General features: G+C 64.2%; 13 protein-coding genes and 1 pseudogene. 7 read left to right on the top strand and 7 right to left on the bottom strand.

Going from position 1 to position 19,475, the window contains the following annotated elements; genetic code table 11:
- The first annotated feature begins 95 nt into the window (after positions 1-95).
- On the top strand, positions 96-1,955 hold the full coding sequence (locus tag O4H53_RS15030) for an ABCB family ABC transporter ATP-binding protein/permease (RefSeq protein ID WP_269364993.1): 1,860 nt from the start codon (positions 96-98) through the stop codon (positions 1,953-1,955).
- A gap of 231 nt (positions 1,956-2,186) precedes the next feature.
- On the opposite strand, the gene O4H53_RS15025 is transcribed toward O4H53_RS15030, so the two are convergent.
- Both O4H53_RS15025 and O4H53_RS15020 read right to left on the bottom strand, forming a co-directional pair.
- Positions 2,187-6,074: an efflux RND transporter permease subunit gene (locus O4H53_RS15025; protein WP_269364991.1), complete on the bottom strand. Its 3,888-nt coding sequence runs from the start codon at positions 6,072-6,074 to the stop codon at positions 2,187-2,189.
- On the bottom strand, positions 6,071-7,327 hold the full coding sequence (locus O4H53_RS15020) for an efflux RND transporter periplasmic adaptor subunit (protein ID WP_269364989.1): 1,257 nt from the start codon (positions 7,325-7,327) through the stop codon (positions 6,071-6,073). Before O4H53_RS15020 ends, O4H53_RS15025 begins: the two co-directional genes overlap by 4 nt.
- A gap of 232 nt (positions 7,328-7,559) precedes the next feature.
- Between O4H53_RS15020 and O4H53_RS15015 the strand changes: the two genes are divergently transcribed.
- From O4H53_RS15015 to der, 3 genes are read left to right on the top strand one after another with little or no spacing between them, the layout of a single operon-like run.
- Positions 7,560-8,267 carry a hypothetical protein gene (locus tag O4H53_RS15015; protein WP_269364987.1) on the top strand — a complete coding sequence of 236 codons (708 nt, stop codon included), beginning with the start codon at positions 7,560-7,562 and terminating at the stop codon, positions 8,265-8,267.
- Between the two features lie 38 nt (positions 8,268-8,305).
- On the top strand, positions 8,306-9,673 hold the full coding sequence (locus O4H53_RS15010; protein WP_269364984.1) for a PQQ-like beta-propeller repeat protein: 1,368 nt from the start codon (positions 8,306-8,308) through the stop codon (positions 9,671-9,673).
- A gap of 56 nt (positions 9,674-9,729) precedes the next feature.
- The gene (der, locus tag O4H53_RS15005) at positions 9,730-11,193 is read left to right on the top strand and encodes a ribosome biogenesis GTPase Der (protein ID WP_269364982.1); all 1,464 of its coding nucleotides are present in this window, start codon (positions 9,730-9,732) and stop codon (positions 11,191-11,193) included.
- Positions 11,194-11,358: 165 nt separating this feature from the next.
- Here der and O4H53_RS15000 read toward each other — a convergent pair whose 3' ends face one another.
- The 3 genes from O4H53_RS15000 to O4H53_RS14990 all read right to left on the bottom strand — a co-directional run bounded on the left by O4H53_RS15000 (position 11,359) and on the right by O4H53_RS14990 (position 14,765).
- Positions 11,359-12,075 (bottom strand): tryptophan-rich sensory protein, encoded by a 717-nt coding sequence (locus tag O4H53_RS15000; RefSeq protein ID WP_269364980.1) that lies wholly within the window; start codon positions 12,073-12,075, stop codon positions 11,359-11,361.
- Between the two features lie 96 nt (positions 12,076-12,171).
- Positions 12,172-13,464, bottom strand: a complete 1,293-nt coding sequence (gene serS / locus O4H53_RS14995; RefSeq protein WP_269364977.1) for a serine--tRNA ligase — start codon at positions 13,462-13,464, stop codon at positions 12,172-12,174.
- A gap of 68 nt (positions 13,465-13,532) precedes the next feature.
- Positions 13,533-14,765 carry a pentapeptide repeat-containing protein gene (locus O4H53_RS14990; protein WP_269364975.1) on the bottom strand — a complete coding sequence of 411 codons (1,233 nt, stop codon included), beginning with the start codon at positions 14,763-14,765 and terminating at the stop codon, positions 13,533-13,535.
- A gap of 182 nt (positions 14,766-14,947) precedes the next feature.
- Here O4H53_RS14990 and yajC point away from each other — a divergent pair, with 182 nt between their 5' ends.
- The 3 genes from yajC to secF are packed head-to-tail and all read left to right on the top strand — an operon-like array spanning position 14,948 to position 17,880.
- Entirely contained in the window at positions 14,948-15,226 is a 279-nt protein-coding gene (gene yajC / locus O4H53_RS14985; RefSeq protein WP_067289430.1) for a preprotein translocase subunit YajC, read from the top strand.
- Between the two features lie 34 nt (positions 15,227-15,260).
- Positions 15,261-16,910: a protein translocase subunit SecD gene (secD, locus tag O4H53_RS14980; RefSeq protein WP_269364971.1), complete on the top strand. Its 1,650-nt coding sequence runs from the start codon at positions 15,261-15,263 to the stop codon at positions 16,908-16,910.
- Position 16,911: 1 nt separating this feature from the next.
- The gene (gene secF, locus O4H53_RS14975; protein WP_269364969.1) at positions 16,912-17,880 is read left to right on the top strand and encodes a protein translocase subunit SecF; all 969 of its coding nucleotides are present in this window, start codon (positions 16,912-16,914) and stop codon (positions 17,878-17,880) included.
- 126 nt (positions 17,881-18,006) lie between these two features.
- Here the strand turns inward: secF and O4H53_RS14970 are convergent, their stop codons facing one another.
- Together O4H53_RS14970 and O4H53_RS14965 are read right to left on the bottom strand one after the other, a co-directional pair.
- Positions 18,007-18,840, bottom strand: coding sequence for a DUF6925 family protein (locus tag O4H53_RS14970; RefSeq protein ID WP_269364967.1), 834 nt, complete (start codon positions 18,838-18,840; stop codon positions 18,007-18,009).
- A pseudogene (locus tag O4H53_RS14965) lies at positions 18,837-19,475 on the bottom strand (ABC transporter ATP-binding protein); the annotation flags it as partial. The pseudogene O4H53_RS14965 and the gene O4H53_RS14970, both read right to left, overlap by 4 nt.

Here is a 19,475-nt window from a genome sequence, read left to right as displayed (position 1 = left end):
GGAAAAAGATGCGCCGGATATTCCGAATATCCCGGTTGCGGTGGCAACCGCCGCTGTCCCGTCTTATGTAGGGTTTCCAGCCGATAGGAACCTTCATGCCGTCAGATACCGCCAGCCCCTCTGCCAAGCGGAGCGATACGCCCCCCGAACTCCTCACAGACGAACAACTTGCAGACCAGGCCGAACGCCAGTCCGCCATGCGCGTGCTGCGCAAGGTCGCGCCCTATCTCTGGCCGCGCGACATGCCCTGGGTCAAACACCGGGTCGTCTGGGCGATGGTCGCCCTGGTGGTGTCCAAGCTGATCTCGGTGGCAACGCCGCTGTTCTACAAGGATGCGGTGGATGCGCTGGCAGGCGAAGGCACCCCGATACTGGCGCTTGGGGCGGTGTCGCTGACCATCGCCTATGGCATGGCCCGGCTGATGAATGTGGGCTTCCAGCAGTTGCGCGATGCGGTCTTTGCCCGTGTCGGACAACGCGCCCTGCGCATGCTGGCGCTGGAAACTTTCGAGCATATCCACAAGCTCTCCATGCGCTATCACATCACCCGCAAGACCGGGGGTCTCAGCCGGATCATCGAACGCGGGGTCAAGGGCGTCGATTTCCTGCTGCGTTTCCTGCTGTTCTCCATCGGGCCGCTGATCCTTGAACTACTGCTGATCGCGGTGATCCTGACGGTGCTTTTCGACTTCTGGTACACCGTGGTCGTGGCGGTGACGATCGCGCTTTATGTCTGGTTCACCTTTGCGGTGACCGAATGGCGCGTGAAGCTGCGCCGCGAGATGAACGATCAGGATACCGACGCCAATCAAAAGGCCATCGACAGCCTGCTGAACTATGAGACAGTGAAATATTTCGGCGCGGAAAGCCGCGAAGCCGCCCGCTATGACAGCGCAATGGCGGGCTATGAACAGGCAGCGATCAAGACCAATTATTCGCTGGCTTTCCTGAACTTCGGACAATCCCTGCTGATCACGGCGGGCCTTGTCGCGGTGATGGTCATGGCGGCCATCGGCGTGCAGAAGGGCACGCTGACGGTGGGCGATTTCGTGATGGTCAACGCCTATATGATCCAGATCACCGTACCGCTGAACTTCCTCGGCACGGTCTACCGCGAAATCCGCCAGGCGCTGGTGGACATGGGGCAGATGTTCGGGCTGCTGGAACAACCGGCCGAGATCACCGACAAGCCCTGTGCCACAGAGCTGACGGTCACCGGCGGGCGCGTCACCCTGGATGACGTGCGTTTCGGCTATGATCCGGACCGGCAGATTCTGCGGGGCATCAGCCTTGAGGCACAGCCCGGCGAAACCGTGGCCATCGTCGGCTCCACCGGTTCGGGCAAATCCACCATCGGCAGGCTCTTGTTCCGCTTCTACGACGTGCAGGGCGGCGCGCTGCGCATTGACGGGCAGGATCTGCGCGACGTGACCCAGAACAGCCTGCACCGCGCCATCGGCGTGGTGCCGCAGGACACGGTGCTGTTCAACGACACGATCCTCTACAACATCGCCTACGGGCGTGAGGGCGCCACCCGCGAAGAGATCGAGGCTGCCGCCCGCGATGCCCAGATACATGATTTCATCCAGTCCCTGCCGCTGGGCTATGAGACGGCGGTGGGCGAAAGGGGCTTGAAGCTCTCAGGCGGTGAAAAGCAGCGTGTCGGCATCGCGCGGACCCTGCTCAAGGATCCGCCGATCCTGCTGCTGGACGAGGCGACAAGCGCGCTCGACACCGAAACGGAGCAGGAAATTCAGGATGCGCTGCGCCGTGCAGGGCAGGGGCGGACCGTGCTCACCATTGCGCACCGCCTGTCCACCATCGCCGAAGCGGATCGCATCGTGGTGCTGGAAAAGGGCGAAATCGTCGAACAGGGCCGCCACGACGACCTGCTGGCGCGCGGCGGGCGTTATGCGCAGCTCTGGCAGCGCCAGCAATCCGAAGACGCGGCATAGGGCGGCAGGGCGGAAAAATCTGTCTCGCGCGGGTGGGCGACAATGAATGTCAACACGACCTAATGCCCGAAAGACCTGTCGCATGTCTTGCGACAGCGACCAGGACGGGACCTTTGACGCGGAGATTTCTGCCGTCGATGACTGACACCCGGGCCCGGAACAAGCCGAAGGCGACGGGTCGGCTTGCGCCTCACGTCACATTGCGCGCTTCCCGGTCAGCCTGTCAGCCGCCTATTCGGCGGCAGACAGGCGTGGCGACATCACCGGCACCGGCGCAGGTACATCATCCCAGATGATCTCCTGCGGCTTCATGCGGCGCGCATCGCGGGCCAGCGCCCAGTCCCGCGCCGCCTGGCTTGCCCGCCCCAGCGACATCCGCGCCAGCAGGCGCGCCACCCAGCGCACATAGGTTGTGGCCCAGACCCGGATCGCCAGCAGCGAGGGCGTCACCATCAGCGTCAGCACCGTCGCGATGCCAAGCCCGAAGACCACCGCCGTGGCCAGCTGCTTCCACCACAGCGCGGTGGGGCTGTCGATGGTATAGCCGCCGGCGGCAAAGTCGAGGCTGAGCCCGAACATCATCGGCGCAAGACCCGCCATTGTCGTGATCGTGGTCAGCAGCACCGGCCGGATCCGCGCCTGCGCGGTGCGGATGATCGCCTCGATCCGGGGCATGTAGCGCTCGTATTCCTGGTAGGTGTCGATCAGGATGATGTTGTTGTTCACCACGATCCCGGCCAGAGCCACGATCCCCGTCCCGGTCATGATGATGCTGAAGGTCTGGTCCATGACCAGCATCCCGATCAGCACGCCGGTGGTGGAGAGCACCACCGCCACCAGAACCAGCACCGCGTTGTAAAAGCTGTTGAACTGCGCCAGCAGGATGATGAACATCAGCCCCAGGGCGGCGGTAAAGGCCGAGGACAGGAAGGCCTGGCTTTCGGCCTGGTCCTCCTGGTCGCCGGTCCATTCGGTGGTCACGCCGAGGTCCAGCGGCTTGGTGTCCAGCCATTTGGTCAGTTCCGCGATCCGCTCGTTTGCATTGACCGGCACCAGCCGGAATGCGCCACTGTCCAGATCGGCCTGCAGGTCGGCACCCTTGCCGGCCTCCGCACGGTCGATCACGGTATAGGCGGCACCCCCCGGCAGGGTCACCTCCGCCGCCGCCCCTGCGTGGGCAGGGCGCAGCGTTGCAATGGTCTCGCCGGTGGCGGCATCGCCACGCACCACTTTCATCAGCCCCGGTGCCACATCGGCCTTGACGTCCAGATACCGTTTCTGGTCGATCCGGTTGATCTCGGCCAGTTTCGGGACCGGCGTGCGGGTGATGAAGTTCGACAGCGGGATCAGCCCGTCGGCGGTGCGCACCTTGAGCGTGTCGAGGGTGGACAGCACCCGGTCCTGCTCGGGCAGGCGCACGCGGATCTCGATCTCCTCGTCCGAGGTATCGACCCGCATCGTGTCCAGCAGCAGGCCCCGGGTGACAAGCTGAACCATCGCCCCGACAGAAACCACATCCGCGCCGTAGCGCCCGGCCTTTTCGACATCCACGTCGATCTGCCAGTCGATGCCGGGCAGGGGGCGGGTGTCTTCGATCAGGGTCAGGCCGGGCGTTTTCTCATATTGCGCGCGGACCTGTTCGGTGGCCTTGACCAGATCGGTGTAGCTGTCGGATTTCAGCCGCAGATGCACCGGCTTGCCGGAGGCCGGGCCGCGCGCCTGCGCCAGGATCTCGATCCGGATGCCGGGGATCTGCTCAAGCTGCGCGGTCAGGTCGTCGATGATGACATCGCCGTCATAGGCCGGGTCCTGGGTATGGCGGGTCACCGTGGTGCCCAGCAGCGGAATCGTGAACCAGGGTTCGACCTTCTGCGGACGATCCTCCCAGGGGATTGTCTCGAACTGGACCTGCCCGATGCTGTCCTTGGGGGTCTGCGCCCCGCCGGTGTTGCTGTTCAACCCGCCTTCGCCGGCAAAGGCAAACACCGTATCAACGCCGGGATGCGCCAGCACGATCTCTTCGGCCTGATGCAGCAGCTGGTCCTTTTCCTCCAGCGACAGGTTGCCCCGCGCCAGCACATAGACAATCGCCTGCTCGGGTTCGGATTCGACAAAGAACTCGACCCCCCTGGAGTTGTTGGTGAAATAGATCAGCACAGTGCCGACAAAGATGAACACCGCGCCCGCCACGGCCAGCGGCATCACCGGGTTGCCCGCGATGAAGGCCATGACATAGCCGAACCCGTTCCGGCGATAGCCTGCATGGATGCGGTCGGGCTCGCGGCGGAACATGCGCGCGACCAGCCAGCGGCCCGCACGGCCCAGACGGGTCATCAGCGCAAAGAGGCAGACCAGCCCCAGCATCAGCCCCCCCAGCGCCAGCGCGCCAACCGCAGCCGCGATCACGATGATCGCAAACACGATGGCAAAGGTGCTGACCACCGAGAACACCGACAGCGCATCCATGCCGCCGAACTGCGCGCCGATCCACTGGAACAGCAGGCCGGGGGCATTGGGCTGGGTCGGGCCCATCAGCAGGACGGCAGGCACGAAAAGCAGCGCCGCGCCGACGAACAGCAGCAGGTGCAGCCACAGCGGCAGCGCCGCCACCGCGTTCATCTGACGCGCCATCCAGTTTTCCAGCCGCCCGGTCACACCGCCCATCACCGGCAGATAGATCAGCGCCACCACCAGCGAGGCCGACAGCACAAAGATCAGCGTGACCGGCAACATGCCCATGAACTCACCCGGCACACCGGGCCAGAACAGCATCGGCAGGAAGGCGCAAAGCGTCGTCGCGGTAGAGGAAATCACCGGCCAGAACATCCGCTTGGCCGCTTCGACATAGGCGCGCATCGGGCCTTCGCCCTCCTGCTGGCGCTTGTCGGCATATTCCACCACCACAATGGCCCCGTCCACCAGCATCCCCACCGCCAGGATCAGGCCGAACATCACGATATTGGACACCGAAATGCCCATCAGCGCGAGGAAGGCGAAGCACAGAAGGAAAGAGGTCGGGATCGCAAAGCCCACCAGCAGGGCGGCGCGGATGCCAAGTGCGGCCAGCACCACGATCATCACCAGCGCCACGGCGGTAAAGACCGAACCGAGCAGCTGCTGCACCATGCTGTCCACGACCCGGCTCTGGTCGTTGGAGGTGCCGACGGTGACGGCCGCCTGCAGCCCGTCGGGCCAGGCGGCAGCGCGTTCGGCGACGATCTCCTTCACCTGGGCCGCGGTGTCGATCAGGTTGAAACCCTTGCGCTTGACCACCTGCAGCGCCAGCGTCTTTTCATCGTTGAACCGAGCCGTGCCCTTGCGGTCCTCGAAGGTGAGGTTGATCTCGGCCAGATCCCCCAGGGTGACCACCCGGTCGCCATTGGTCTTGACCGGCAGGTTGTAGACATCGGACGGGTCATCAAAGGACGACGGGATCTTGACCGAGAAGGTGCCCTGGTCGGTCTCGACCTCGCCCGCGGCAATCAGCTGGTTGTTGTTCTGGACCACGCTGATCAATTCGTTCGCCGTGACGTTGTAGGCCTCCAGCCGCAGCGGGTCGATCAGCACTTCCAGCATCTCGTCGCGGTTGCCTGCAATGCCCGCTTCCAGCACCGCATCCAGCCCTTCAAGATCGTCCTGAAGATCGCGGGCCACCCGCGCCATCGTGCGCTCGGGCACCGGGCCGGTCAGGTTCACGATGATGATCGGGAACTCGGAAAAGTTGATCTCGTTGATCGAATAGGTTTCCGCCCCTTCTGGGAAATCGGCCTGGGCGTTGCCCATGGCGTCACGGACATCGGCCATGATCTTGGTCTTGTCCCAGCCGAATTCGAACTCCAGCGCGACGCCGGCGTAGTTTTCCGCCGCCGTGCCGGTCATGGTCTTCAGCCCGTCCAGGTCGGCAAGCTCCGTTTCCATCGGCTTGACCAGCAGGGTTTCGCTGTCAGCGGCGGAAATCCCCGGAAACTGGACCGAAACGAAAAGCGCCGGAATCTCGATGTCCGGCTCGCCTTCCTTGGGCAGGGTGGAATAGGCATAGCCGCCGACCACCAGGCTCAGCAGGATAAAGGCCAGAACCATCCGCGCACGGCTGGCGGCCCAATCGACGATCTCGCTCATTGCGTGACCTCCTGATAGGTCGGATCGACCTGGACACCGGCGGTCACATATTCCTGACCAACCACGATCACATTGGCGGGGTCGGGCAGGCCGGTGACCCAGACACCGCTGGCAGTGTCACGCATGATGTTGACCGGGGCAAAGGAGACGGTGTCGGTTTCGTCCACCATGCGCACGCCCAGGGCCCCGTCATCGTTCAGGGTCATCGCGCTTTGCGGAATCAGATGGGCCTGCACGCCGGCCGCGGCAATGGCGATCTCGGCGGTCTGCCCGTCGCGGATCGTCAGGTCGGGATTCGGCACTTCGATCTCGACCCGGAAGGTGCGGGTCTGCGGATCAGCGGAACGCGACAGGAAAATCACCTTACCCACGAGGTCATCGCCGCCCGCCGCCAGCCGCGCACCGGCCTGCGCGCCCAGGCTGACGCGGTTTACCTCGGTTTCGGGCACAAAGCCGACCAGCTTGATCGGGTTCAGCTGGATGATTGTCGCGCAAAGGCCACCGGGCTGCAGCAGGCTGCCCAGTTCGGCGGTGTCGCTTTCCAGCAGCCCGTCAAAGGGCGCGGTCATGGTCAGCCGTTCGATTTCCTTTTCCGCACTGGCCACGGCGGCTGTTGCAGCCTCGATGCCCGACTGCGCCGCGCTGAGCCCGGAGGTGGCGGAGCTGACCGCAGCCCGCGCCGTGGCGACCGAAGCATCCGAAGAGGCGACCCGCGTCTGCGAGGCAAAGCCGTCCTCGCTCAGCCGCGAGGCGGCATTCTGGTTGATCTTGGCTTCTTCCAGCTTGGCCTGGGCTTCCTCGACCCGCGCCTGCGCCTCCGGCACCCGGCTCCGGGCTTCGCTCAGCCTTGCCCGGGCTTCCTGCAGGGCCGCCCCGCGGGTGCCTGCGTCCAGCACGCACATCGGATCGCCCTGCGACACTTTGGTTCCCTTGCGCAGCGGGGCGGAGGAGACAACTGCCGAAGTCTCGGCGCGGACATCGACCTCGCGCGCGGCCTCAGTCTGGCCCCGAAGAATGACCGCGCTGTCGACCTGCTGCGCCTCGAATCGCCTTACACTGACCTTGACCCGCCGGGTTTCCGGCTGTGGCGCGGCAGCGGGCGTCTCGGGCGCCGCCCCGGCCTGTGCTGCTTCGACCGGCGCATCCGCCGCATCTGCCGCGCCCAACATGGCCATAAGCTGCGGGCGTGCAAGGATCGACATGGCGAGGATGGCAGTCACGGCAATGGCTGCAAGGATAGAGAAAATACGCATCGCGCGGCCTCATGCTTGGGGCGGCTGGCCAAGCCCTCGGCCAGCCGCGTTTTCGGCTATGTAATACTTTAAAAGTGAACTGCCTAGTTTAGTTGAGGGATTTTTTGTGGATTTCTTGCGGGAATCTGTCGAAATGCACGATTTGGTGCAGGTTGCTAGCAGGTTGCTAGCCCTTGGCTTGCTCCCTCCTGCGGGTTAAGAGGTGAAAAACCAAGGACCAGAGGCAGCCCTGATGAGCGACACAGACAGCTTTATCGACGAAGTCAACGAAGAGGTCCGCCGTGACCGGCTGTACCACCTGTTCCGCCGCTATGGCTGGATCGCTGCATTGGCCGTCGTGCTGATCGTGGCGGGTGCGGCCTGGAACGAATACACGAAAGCCCAGAACCGGGCGCAGGCCGAGGCGCTGGGCGACGCGATGCTGGCAGCGCTCGCGACCAATGACGTGGCCGCCCGGGCAGAGCAACTGGCCGGGATTGACCCGCAATCGGCCGAGGCCGGGGCGGTATTGCGGTTGCTGACCGCCGCCGAACAGGTCGAAGCCGGTGAGACCGCCGCCGCTGCCCAGACCCTGGAAAGCCTTGCCGTGGACGGCGATGTGCCGGAAATTTACCGCCAGCTGGCCAGTTTCAAGGCGATGACCCTGCCGGATACCGACATGGCTGTGGAAGACCGCCGCCAGGCGCTGGAGGCGATGGCACAGCCCGGCAACCCGCTGCGGCTGCTGGCCGGTGAGCAACTGGCGTTGCTGGACATCGCGCAGGATCAGCCGGAGGCGGCAATTGCCCGCTACCAGGCCATTTTACAGGATGCGGAAACCACCTCGGACTTGCAACAGCGCGCCCTACAGGTGATTGTGGCGCTGGGTGGAGAACCTGAGCTTGACGAGAACGCGATTGCAGCCGGTGACGCGGTCACCGGGCAAGCGGTCGGAAACTGATCAGAACCGGACAAACGGTTTGGGGTGAGGGCACGAGAATGGGCAGGACCATGATGCAAAAGCAGAACCACGGCAGGGCCCGGATGGTGGGCGGGGCGCTGACAGCGCTGCTGCTTCTGACCGCCTGCGCCGAGGAACAGGTCTATCTGCCGGGCAAACGCGAGCCCGTGCGCTCCATCCTGCAGGACCCGGAACTTGCCGCCCCGCTTGAGGGCGAAGAGAAGGGACCGAACACCAGCCGCGCGATTGCGCTGGGCGGCACCTCGAACAATGCCTCCTGGTCTCACGGCATCGGCACGCCCCAGTACCGCACCACCCATCCCGCGCTGCGCGCCACCGTGCAGCCGATCTGGTCCGTGGACATCGGCGCCGGTGACAGCCGCAAGCAGCGCATTACCGCCGATCCGGTGGTTGCGGGCGGGCGTATCTTCACCCTGGACGCCGACGCGCGGGTCACCGCTGTCTCGACCAGCGGTGAAACCCTGTGGACCCGCGATCTGACACCGGTCACCGACCGGGCCGGGCAGGGCACCGGCGGCGGTCTGGCCGTGGATGGCCAGACGCTTTATGTCTCCATCGGCTACGGGGTGCTGGCAGCACTCGACGTGACAACCGGCGGCGAACGCTGGACCCAGAAGCTCGAGGCCTCAGGCTCGGGCACCCCGACCGTCTATGGCGATCTGGTCTATGTCACCTCGGGCGATGACACCGGCTGGGCGCTGGACAAGGGCACAGGCCGGATCGAATGGCAGGTCGGCGGCAGCAGCAGCGTCAACAATGTGCTGGGCGCACCGGCACCGGCGGTGACGGACAAATTTGTGATCTTTGCCTATGGCACCGGTGAGGTGCAGGGTGTCTTCCGCCGCGGCGGCCTGCCGCGCTGGGACGCTTCCGTTGTGGGCAAACGCCCCGGGCGCGCCCTGTCTTCCGTCTCCGATGTGACCTCCGGGCCGGTCGTGTCGGGCAGCAGCGTCTATGTCGGCAACCAGTCCGGCAGGCTTGCCGCGCTGAACGTCGAAAGCGGCCAGCGTCTGTGGACCGCGCGCGACGGCGCCATCGGCCCGGTCTGGCCGATCGGCGATTCCGTCTTTGCGATCACCGAGTTGAACGAACTTGTCAGGCTGGATGCCGGCGACGGCAGCCGCATCTGGGGCATTCCGCTGCCGAATTTCGTCAAGGACAAGCCGCGGCGCCAGTCCGAAGTGGTGGCGCACCACGGCCCCATCGTGGCAGGCGGCCGCGTGATCATCGCATCCAACGACGGGCTGCTGCGCAGCTTTGATCCCACCAATGGCAGCCTGACCGGCACGGTCGAAATCCCCGGCGGCGCAACCACTGCACCTGTGGTGGCCGGCGGCACCCTCTATGTGGTCTCCACCAAGGGGCAATTGCACGCCTACCGCTAATGGTCTAAAGCGCGAGGTTCAGGGGCCGCATCGGCCCTGTCGGAGCCTTGTGAACCATGTCCTTTACCCTTGCCATCGTTGGCCGTCCCAATGTCGGCAAATCCACGCTGTTCAACCGCCTTGTCGGCAAACGCCTCGCACTGGTTGACGACCAGCCCGGCGTGACCCGCGACCTGCGCGAAGGCGCCGCGCGCCTGGCCGACCTGAAATTCACGGTGATCGACACCGCCGGTCTGGAAGAAGTCACCGACGACAGCCTGCAGGGCCGGATGCGCCGCCTGACGGAACGCGCGGTCGACATGGCCGACATCTGCCTCTTCATGATCGACGCCCGCGTCGGCGTTACGCCCACGGACCTCGTCTTTGCCGAGATCCTGCGCAAACGCTCCGCCCATGTGATCCTCGCCGCCAACAAGGCTGAGGGCAAGGCGGCCGATGCCGGTGTGATCGAAGCCTATTCGCTGGGCCTGGGCGAACCGATCCGCCTGTCCGCGGAACATGGCGAGGGTCTGAATGACCTCTATTCCGTGCTGATGCCGCTGGCCGACGCCCATGCCGACAAGGCCGAGACCGATGCGCCCGAAACGGATGTGGACCTGCCCGAAGACGATGGCGAGATCACCGATGCCGTGCCGGAACCCACCAATGCCAAGCCGTTGCAGGTTGCTGTCGTCGGTCGGCCCAACGCGGGCAAATCCACCCTGATCAACCAGATCCTGGGCGAGGACCGGCTGCTGACCGGCCCCGAGGCCGGGATCACCCGCGATGCGATTTCCCTGCGCACCGACTGGAACGGCGTGCCAATGCGCATCTTTGACACCGCAGGCATGCGCAAGAAGGCCAAGGTGCAGGAAAAACTGGAGAAACTCAGCGTTTCCGACGGGCTGCGCGCGGTGAAATTCGCCGAAGTTGTCGTGGTGCTGCTGGACGCCGAAATCCCCTTTGAACAGCAGGACCTGCGCATCGCCGACCTGGCCGAGCGCGAGGGCCGCGCGGTGGTTGTCGCGGTAAACAAATGGGACATCGAGGAAGACCGCCAGGCCAAGCTGAAGGCGCTGAAGGAATCCTTCGAGCGGCTTCTGCCACAGCTGCGCGGCGCGCCGCTGATCACGGTCAGCGCCAAGACGGGCAGGGGCCTCGACAGGCTGCATGATGCCATCATGCGCGCCTATGAGGTCTGGAACCGCCGTGTGATCACCGCGCAGCTGAACCGCTGGCTCTCGGGCATGATGGAGGCGCATCCGCCCCCCGCGCCGCAGGGCAAGCGGATCAAACTGCGCTACATGACCCAGGCCAAGACACGGCCCCCCGGTTTCGTGGTCATGTGCAGCCATCCTGACAAGGTGCCGGACAGCTATAACCGCTATCTTGTCAATGGCTTGCGGATCGACTTTGACATGCCCGGCACGCCCATCCGCCTTTGGATGCGCGGCCAGAATGGCGCGAACCCCTACAAGGGCCGCAAGAAAGCCAAGCCGTCCAAACTGCGCAAACACACCGAAGGCCGTCGCAAGGACTGAGCGGGGAAACGATTTTTTCAAAAAAATCGGGCCGGAGTTTTCAAAAACTCCGCGCTGGGCCTGTCCACCTGCGCAAAGCCGCGAAGACCATCTCAAGGATCGAGCCAGCGGGCGATTTTTTCAAAAAAAATCGGACCGGAGTTTTCAAAAACTCCGGATCACGTCTCAGCGCCTGCGCATTGCCGCGAGGGTCGGCACCAGCAGCACCACCACGCCACCTGCGGCCAGCCAGGCCACGACCTGCACCGCGTCCCGGTTTGCCACCGCCACAGCCACCAGCGCCCAGATCACCGCCATCCCATAGGTCGGTGCGCGGCGCAGTGCCGATTGCACGAAACAGCCGATGAAAATCGCGATCCCCACAAAAACCAGCGCCGCCGTCTTCTGATCCAGCCAGCCATAGCCGGCCGAGAGCAGCCCCAGTGACACGCAGGCAGCGGCAGACAGCCACCCGGCATAAAGCCCGACCGGCAGCGCAGCCCAGGGCGTATCGGCCACCGGTGCCATGAACAGCGCCGCAAGCGCCGCGATCAGCATCACCCAGATCAGCACCGTTGCCCAGACCGGGCTGGCCAAGGCCACCGCCAGCCATGTGCTGCCCACCGCCAGCGAGATACAAAGCGGCAGGCGCATGTCATGCCACTGCCCGTCGCGCGGGGCACGGACCAAGCCCCAGCCGAGGCCCAGGATCAGCCAGCCGTAAATCACGCTCCAGATCGCAAAGGCATAGCCGGCAGGCTGCACCGGCGGATTGTCCTGGCGGACCGGGAACTGATCCGGGGCGAACCCGGCAAATCCTTCCACCAGAAAGGGCGAGACGGCAAATGCCACGGCCAGCAGGAAGCAAAGGAGAGCGATCGCGGGGCGCAGGGCAGGGGACATCAGGGGGCCTTCAGGTTACGAGGTTTTCCCAAAGATAGCCGTGATGCGCGTCAAGGCAACGCAGGGCGCACCGGCGCCCCGCGCGGCGGGCTGGCGTCAGACCAGCGCGCCCTCGGCCGACAGCAGGGTCTTGCCCCCCAGATAGGGCGCCAGCACCTCGGGCAGCACGACCGATCCGTCTTCCTGCTGGCCATTCTCCAGCACCGCGATCAGGCAGCGCCCCACGGCCAGACCGGAGCCGTTCAGCGTGTGCAGGAACTGCGGCTTGCCGCCATCGCGCGGCTTGAACCGCGCATTCATCCGCCGCGCCTGGAAATCCCCGGTGGTGGAGACGGAGGAAATCTCGCGGTAGGTGTTCTGCCCCGGCACCCAGGCTTCGATGTCATAGGTGCGCCGCGCGCCGAACCCCATGTCGCCGGTGCACAGGATCACGGTGCGGTAGGGGATACCCAGCGCCTCCAGTATGCCCTCCGCACAGCGCAGCATCCGCTTTTGCTCCGCGTCGCTCTCGTCGGGGTGGGTGATGCTGACCATCTCCACCTTCTCGAACTGGTGCTGGCGCAACATGCCCGCCGTGTCGCGCCCGGCACTGCCCGCCTCTGACCGGAAGCACAGCGTATGCGCGGTATAGCGGCGCGGCAGATAGCTTTCCTCGACAACCGTGTCGGCCACGATATAGGTCAGCGGCACTTCGGAGGTGGGCACCAGCCACATGCCTTCCTCGGTGCGATAGCTGTCTTCCCCGAACTTCGGCAGCTTGTCGGTGCCATACATCGCATCGTCCTTGACCAGCACCGGCGGGTTCACCTCCGTGAGGCCGTTTTCCTCCACATGGGTGTTGATCATGAACTGCGCCAGCGCCCGGTGAATGCGCGCCACCGCCCCGGACAGCAGCACGAAACGGCTGCCGGAAATCTTCGCCGCCGTCTCGAAATCCATCGAGGCTGCGACACCCGCGATGTCGTAATGCTCTTTCGGCGCAAAGCCGAAGGCGGGGATCTCGCCCCAGCGGTTCACCTCGACGTTGTCGCCCTCGTCCGCCCCGTCAGGCACGTCATCCGCAGGGGTGTTGGGAATGCGCGCCAGCATGTCGGTCAGCTGCGCGTCCAGCTCCTTGGCCTCGGCCTGCATGGTGGCCACTTCGGCTTTCTTCTCGCCCACCAGGGCGCGCAGGCGCTCGAATTCCGCCTCATCGCCCTTGGCCTTGGCGGCGCCGACCAGTTTGGAGGCGGCATTCTGCTCCGCCTGCGCCGCTTCGGCAGCGGAAATCTTGCCCCGCCGTGCCGCGTCCAGTTCCAGAACAGCGGCCGAGACCGGCGCATCGCCGCGCCGGGCCAGGGCGGCGTCAAGGGCGGCGGGGTTCTCACGGATGGCGCGGATGTCGTGCATGGGATGCGTCCTTGGGCAATTTGAGTCGTTGCGCCGCCTTATGGCGCAGATCGCGCCGGAACGGTAGGCTATTTGGGATCGGCGGGGTCCTGACCGATGGAACGCTGAAAGTCGCGCCATGCGGTGGTGAAGTCGGGCCCGCTCTCATATTTCACGTCAAAGCGCGCAGGCGGGACCACACCGTCGGGCAGTGTCACCGTGCTGTCGCCAAAAACCTCCTCCAAATGATCCGCGATTTGTGGTACATCTGTAAAATCCACAAAGCTCAGCGCCGCACCTCGAAGAGTAGCGGCGCTGAGGCCTGTGCCAGCATCAAACTGCGCCCTGCGGAGGTCCGCCCCCTGCAACTGCGCCTCGAAGAGGTCCGCCCCCTGCAACTGCGCCCCGAAGAGGTCCGCCCCCTGCAACTGCGCCCCACTGAGGTTCGCATGCGCAAGAAACAGGCCGGTCAGGTCGAATTTCTGCAGGTTCATGCCCTTCAAGTCCGGCAGATTGTCCTTTTCTCTTTCCTCTGTGCTGCGGTTCAGGCGGCTCAGGGTTTGGGCCGCATTTTCCATGTCGGACCGGGCGGGTTGCAGGTTGGCGGCCCATTTCCGCAACTCTGTCGGAGACGCGTCTTCTGGCGGCTCCTTGGCCGGAAACTCACGCGACAATTCGCGCAGATAGACGCTCAGCAGCCTGTCCACCCTTGGGCGTAGATCGGGGTTTTCATCGGTCAGCCCCAGAAATCTGTCGATCGCCCCGTTGCGACGTGGAATGTCGTCTTCCCAGCCGTTTTCTGCCTTGTTCTCGGCCCATTTTGTCACCTGTCGCTGCGCATAGAGGTCCGCAACGGCAGTGTTCATCTTGTCATTGTACAGCGATTCTGCGGCGTGTCTGTTCTGATCCCGCGTGAGTTTCAGGCGGGTCAGAGTGACAGGCAGGGCGATGACCGCTGCCAAGACCGTTGTCAACGCGGTGAGCTTCACCAGTGAAAATCGCCAGTTCCAGATGGCGCTGCTTTGCCCCGGCAGCCGTTCGGGGGATGGCAACGGCCCCCAGATCAGGCCAAAGATTGTCCAGAGCAATCCGATGCAGAGCAGCCCGAACAGTACCCCCCAGAATATCGCGCCGAGGACAAAGACGGCGGGGTGCATCATGCGCAGGCCCATGCGGCTTTGCACCGTGCTGAGCGCCTCGCGCTTGGCCATCTCCTTGGGCATCAGCAACAGAACGACCAGACCGGAGAGGACGACCAAAGCCAAAAGCAGGCCAATTGCCATCAGCACATGTGGGGGCAGGGGGATCGGCACATAGGTCATTTTTGCGGTCCATTCGGGTGATCTGCGTACTATGGCGTGTAAATGGCACCGGTCCAAGCCAAACAGGGCCGTTTGTCGCGCCCTTTCCACCTTGCACATGGACCTCACCGCGCTTAGGTTCCGGCAAAATTCGCGGTCGCGCTCTTTGGGGTCGGCCGGCCCCACCCAGAAGGACCATTTCCATGCAAGGTATCCAGCAATTCGTGCCGCTCATCCTGATCTTCGGGATCATGTATTTCCTGTTGATCCGTCCGCAGCAGAAAAAGGCCAAGGAACATCAGGCGATGGTCGCTGGCCTGCGCCGGGGTGATCAGGTGGTCACCCAGGGCGGGCTGATCGGCAAGGTCGTCAAGGTCAAGGAAGACGGCGAGATCGAGGTCGAGATCGCAGACGGCGTCAAGGTGCGGGTGGTGCAATCCACCATCGCCACCGTGGTTTCCAAGACCGAACCCGCCAAATAACCCGGCTTTCCGGCCGTGATGTAAAGGCAAGAGCATGCTTCAGATTGATCTGTGGAAGCGGATTGTCATTGTCCTGACCTGCGTGGTGGGACTTTGGCTGGCGCTCCCCAACGCGTTTTACAGCCCCGTCGAACAACACAACGACGCGGTCAAGGCCATCGAGCAGGGCGGCGCCACGCCCGAACTTGAAGCGCAGCGCGATCTGTGGCCGGGCTGGATGCCATCGGGTCTGGTCAATCTGGGCTTGGACCTGCGCGGCGGCGCGCATCTGCTGGCGGAAGTCCGGGTGCAGGATGTCTACAAAAGCCGGATGGAGGCCACCTGGCCCGAGGTCCGCGATGCCCTGCGCAGCCTGACCCCGGTGCGCCGGCAGGAGGCCCCGGACGGCGAACTCAGGGTACGCCTGCAGGATGCCTCCAAGATGGCCGAGGCGATGGAGATCCTGCGCGGCCTTGCCCGCCCGGTGCAGACCCTGACCGGGGCCGGGGCCAGCGACATCAACGTGAGCGGCAATGACGGGCTGATCACCATCACCCTCTCCGATGCCGAAAAGCAGGCCACGGATGAACGCACGATGCAGCAGTCGCTGGAGATCATCCGCCGCCGCATCGACGAGGTCGGCACCCGCGAACCCACGATCCAGCGCCAGGGATCGGACCGTATCCTGATCCAGGTGCCGGGCATCGGCTCGGCCGCCGAGCTGAAGGCGATCATCGGCACCACCGCTCAGCTGACCTTCAACCCCGTGGTCAGCCGCGGCACCGATGCCAATGCCAACCCCGGCATCGGCAATTCGCTGCTGCCCTCGCTGGACAACGAGGGCGAATATTACACCGTAGAGACCGCCCCGGTGGTCACCGGCGAGGAACTGGTGGATGCGCAGCCCTCCTTTGACCAGAACGGCTCTCCTGCGGTCAGCTTCCGCTTTGACACCACGGGCGCGCGCAAATTCGGCAAATACACCGCCGAGAACATCGGCTCTCCCTTTGCCATCGTGCTGGATGACGAAGTGATCAGCGCACCCGTGATCCAAAGCCATATTCCCGGCGGCTCCGGCATCATCACCGGCAATTTCACGGTCGAGGAATCGACCAACCTCGCGGTGCTGCTGCGCGCCGGTGCGCTGCCCGCCGGCCTCGACTTTCTTGAAGAACGCACCATCGGTCCGGAACTGGGCCAGGACAGCATCGACGCGGGCAAGGTGGCCACCATCGTGGCCTTTGTTGCCGTGCTCGCCTTCATGTTCATGAGCTACGGGCTGTTCGGCATCTTTGCCAATATCGCACTGGTCATCAACGTCGGCCTGCTGTTCGGCCTGCTCAGCCTGATCGGCGCCACGCTGACCCTGCCGGGGATCGCCGGGATCGTCCTGACGGTGGGCATGGCGGTGGACGCCAATGTGCTGATCTTCGAACGTATCCGCGAAGAGCTGAAAACCGCCAAGGGCCCGGCACGCGCCATTGCACTGGGCTATGAAAAGGCGCTCAGCGCCATCGTGGACGCCAATATCACCACGCTGATCACCGCCGTGATCCTGTTCGCCATGGGCTCCGGCCCGGTGCGCGGCTTTGCCATCACGCTCGGCTTCGGCATCATCACATCCGTCTTTACCGCGATCTTTGTCACCCGTCTGCTGGTGGTGATCTGGTTTGAACGGGCGCGTCCCAAAACAATTGAGGTCTGACATGCGTTTGCGAATGATCAAGGACGACACGAGTTTCGACTTCTTCGCACGCTGGAAGCTCTGGCTGGGCATTTCGGGCCTGATGATGGTCATCGCCTTTGCCTCCTTCCTGATCCAGGGCCTGAACTATGGCATCGACTTTCGCGGCGGCACCACGATCCGCACCGAAAGCCCGCGCCCCGTGGTTGTTGCGGAATACCGCGATGCGATTGACAAGCTGGGGCTGGGCGACATCACCATCACCGAGGTGTTCGACCCCAGTTTCCGCGACGATCAGAACGTGGCGATGATTCGCATCCAGGCGCAGGACGAACAGCAGGCGGTCACCGTCGAAACCATCGAAGCGGTGGAACAGGCGCTGAAAACCGCGCGGCCCGACATCAAGTTCACTTCGGTCGAATCCGTGGGCCCCAAGGTATCGGGCGAACTGATCCAGACGGCGGTGATTGCCGTGGCGCTGGCGATCGGGGCGGTGCTGATCTACATCTGGCTGCGCTTTGAATGGCAGTTTGCCGCAGGGGCCGTGCTGGCCCTTGTCCATGACGTGGTGCTGACGATCGGCATCTTCTCCGAGCTCGAAATCCGGTTCGATCTGGCGATCATCGCGGCACTTCTGACCATCGTGGGCTATTCGCTGAACGATACCGTCGTTGTCTTTGACCGGGTGCGGGAGAATCTGCGCAAGTACAAGAAACGCCCCCTGAAAGAGATCCTGAACCTGTCCATCAATGAAACCATGAGCCGGACATTGATGACCTCCTTCACCACCCTGCTGGCGCTGATCGCGCTCTTTGCACTTGGCGGTGACGTGATCCGGGGTTTCGTCTTTGCGATGATCTGGGGCGTGATCGTGGGCACCTATTCCTCGATCTTCGTGGCCTCGGCGATCCTGCTCTATCTCGGCGTCAAGCGCGACTGGTCCAAACCGGATGCGAATGCAGGCAACCAATACGCCAATATTGACGCCTGAGACACCCGCGCCGGATCGACCGCAGGTTCGGTCCCAGGTGCGGCGCGGATCAGCTTTTGCGCTGCACCATCAGAAACGGGCCTGCGGGTTTCAGCGAAGTGTGATACCGCCAGTACGGCTAGCTTTTCAGTGCCCCGGATTTTCATCATCGGTTTCCGCGGGCAGGGTGCTGGCATCAAATGCAGTGCTCCAGCGGTCCAGCAGCGCGCAATCGCCCTGCAGACGCCGCCATTGCCGCAGCCCGTTGCGCAGCCCGGCGCGCCCGATCCGGGTCGCAGGCTCGGTGATGCTGCCCGGCTCCCGCTCCTGTTCAAGCGCTGCCCGGCACAGTGATTTCGCGGAAAGGTATTCCTGCGAACCCCATGCCTGCAACATTTCCTGAAACCTGTAAAAGGCGGCGCGGTTGAACGCCTTGTCCTCTCCCAGCCGTCCGGAAACCGGGCTCTCGGGGTGATAGCCCGCACAGGGCACCCAGCCTTCGGGGATCGGCGCATTGGCGGAACGGGTGCGCCCCGCGCGCAGAAGTTTTGGCAAGACATGCGTATGTGGCCCCTCGGGCGAGGTGCCGCCGGTATCCGGCCCGCCGATCATCTGAAACACCTCGACCCGGCCCAGCCGGGTCAGGGCAACGCGGTGCGGATGCGCCCTGAGGATGGCAGCCATGGCCGGATTGTCCGGATCCATCAGCGACCGGCCCGCCTTTGCGCTCTGGTCGGTGAAACGGGAGACATCGCGCGAGGTCAGGAAGGCCACGGCATCCTGCATCTTCTGCGCCTCAAGCTCCTGCGCCAGCCAGGCTGCGACATCGCGTTCTTTCGGCAGGTCCGCATTGCGCACCTCGCGCCAGACGATGCGCCGCGCCGTCACGAAACCGGGCTGGTTGATGGCCCAGCTGAGCACCTGCATCTCGCGCTCAAGCTCAAGGCTCAGCCAGGGCCGCACAAGGGTGACGCCGCTCATTCCAGTATGTCCAGCGGCTGAAAGACAAGCCCCGATGCCGTCTCTTCCAGAAAGGCGCTGACGCCAAAGGTGTCGCGGACAAGCGCTGGGGTCAGCACCGCCTGCGGTGGGCCGTCGGCGGCAATGCCGCCCTTGTCGACGACGATCAGGCGGGTGCAGTGCCGCGCCGCCAACCCCAGGTCATGCAGTGACACGATCACCGCGCGCCCCTCCGCCGCCAGATCGGCAAAGCTGCCGCGGTATTCCAGCGCGGGGGATGTCGATTCGCGTCCGTAAAGCGGACTGGAGGAACCGCTGTCCTTCTCGGTCTCAAGCAGCAGGTTCAGCAGATGGCCGGCCTCTGCCACGCTGCGCCCGTCCAGGCCGAAACTCAGCCGGTATTTCAGCGCTTGGGTCCGGGTAAGCGTCGGCGCGCCGCCGTTGAAGGTCGATTCGTATCTGGTGTTCTCATAGGCCAGCCGATGGGTCAGCCGCCCCTCCAGCATCGCATATTCGCCGTAGACCCCTAGGTCGTGTTGACATTCATTGTCGCCCACCCGCGCGAGGGGATTTTGCCGCTGGCGCCCTGATGTGAGCGCAGCAATGTGATCATTGGAAGCGAACATCCGGGATGGCAGAGGCAAAATCCGCCGCGC

The sequence above is a fragment of the Sulfitobacter sp. G21635-S1 genome, from assembly GCF_027213915.1.
Lineage (GTDB): Bacteria > Pseudomonadota > Alphaproteobacteria > Rhodobacterales > Rhodobacteraceae > Sulfitobacter.
This window is presented reverse-complemented; position numbering and strand designations above follow the sequence as displayed.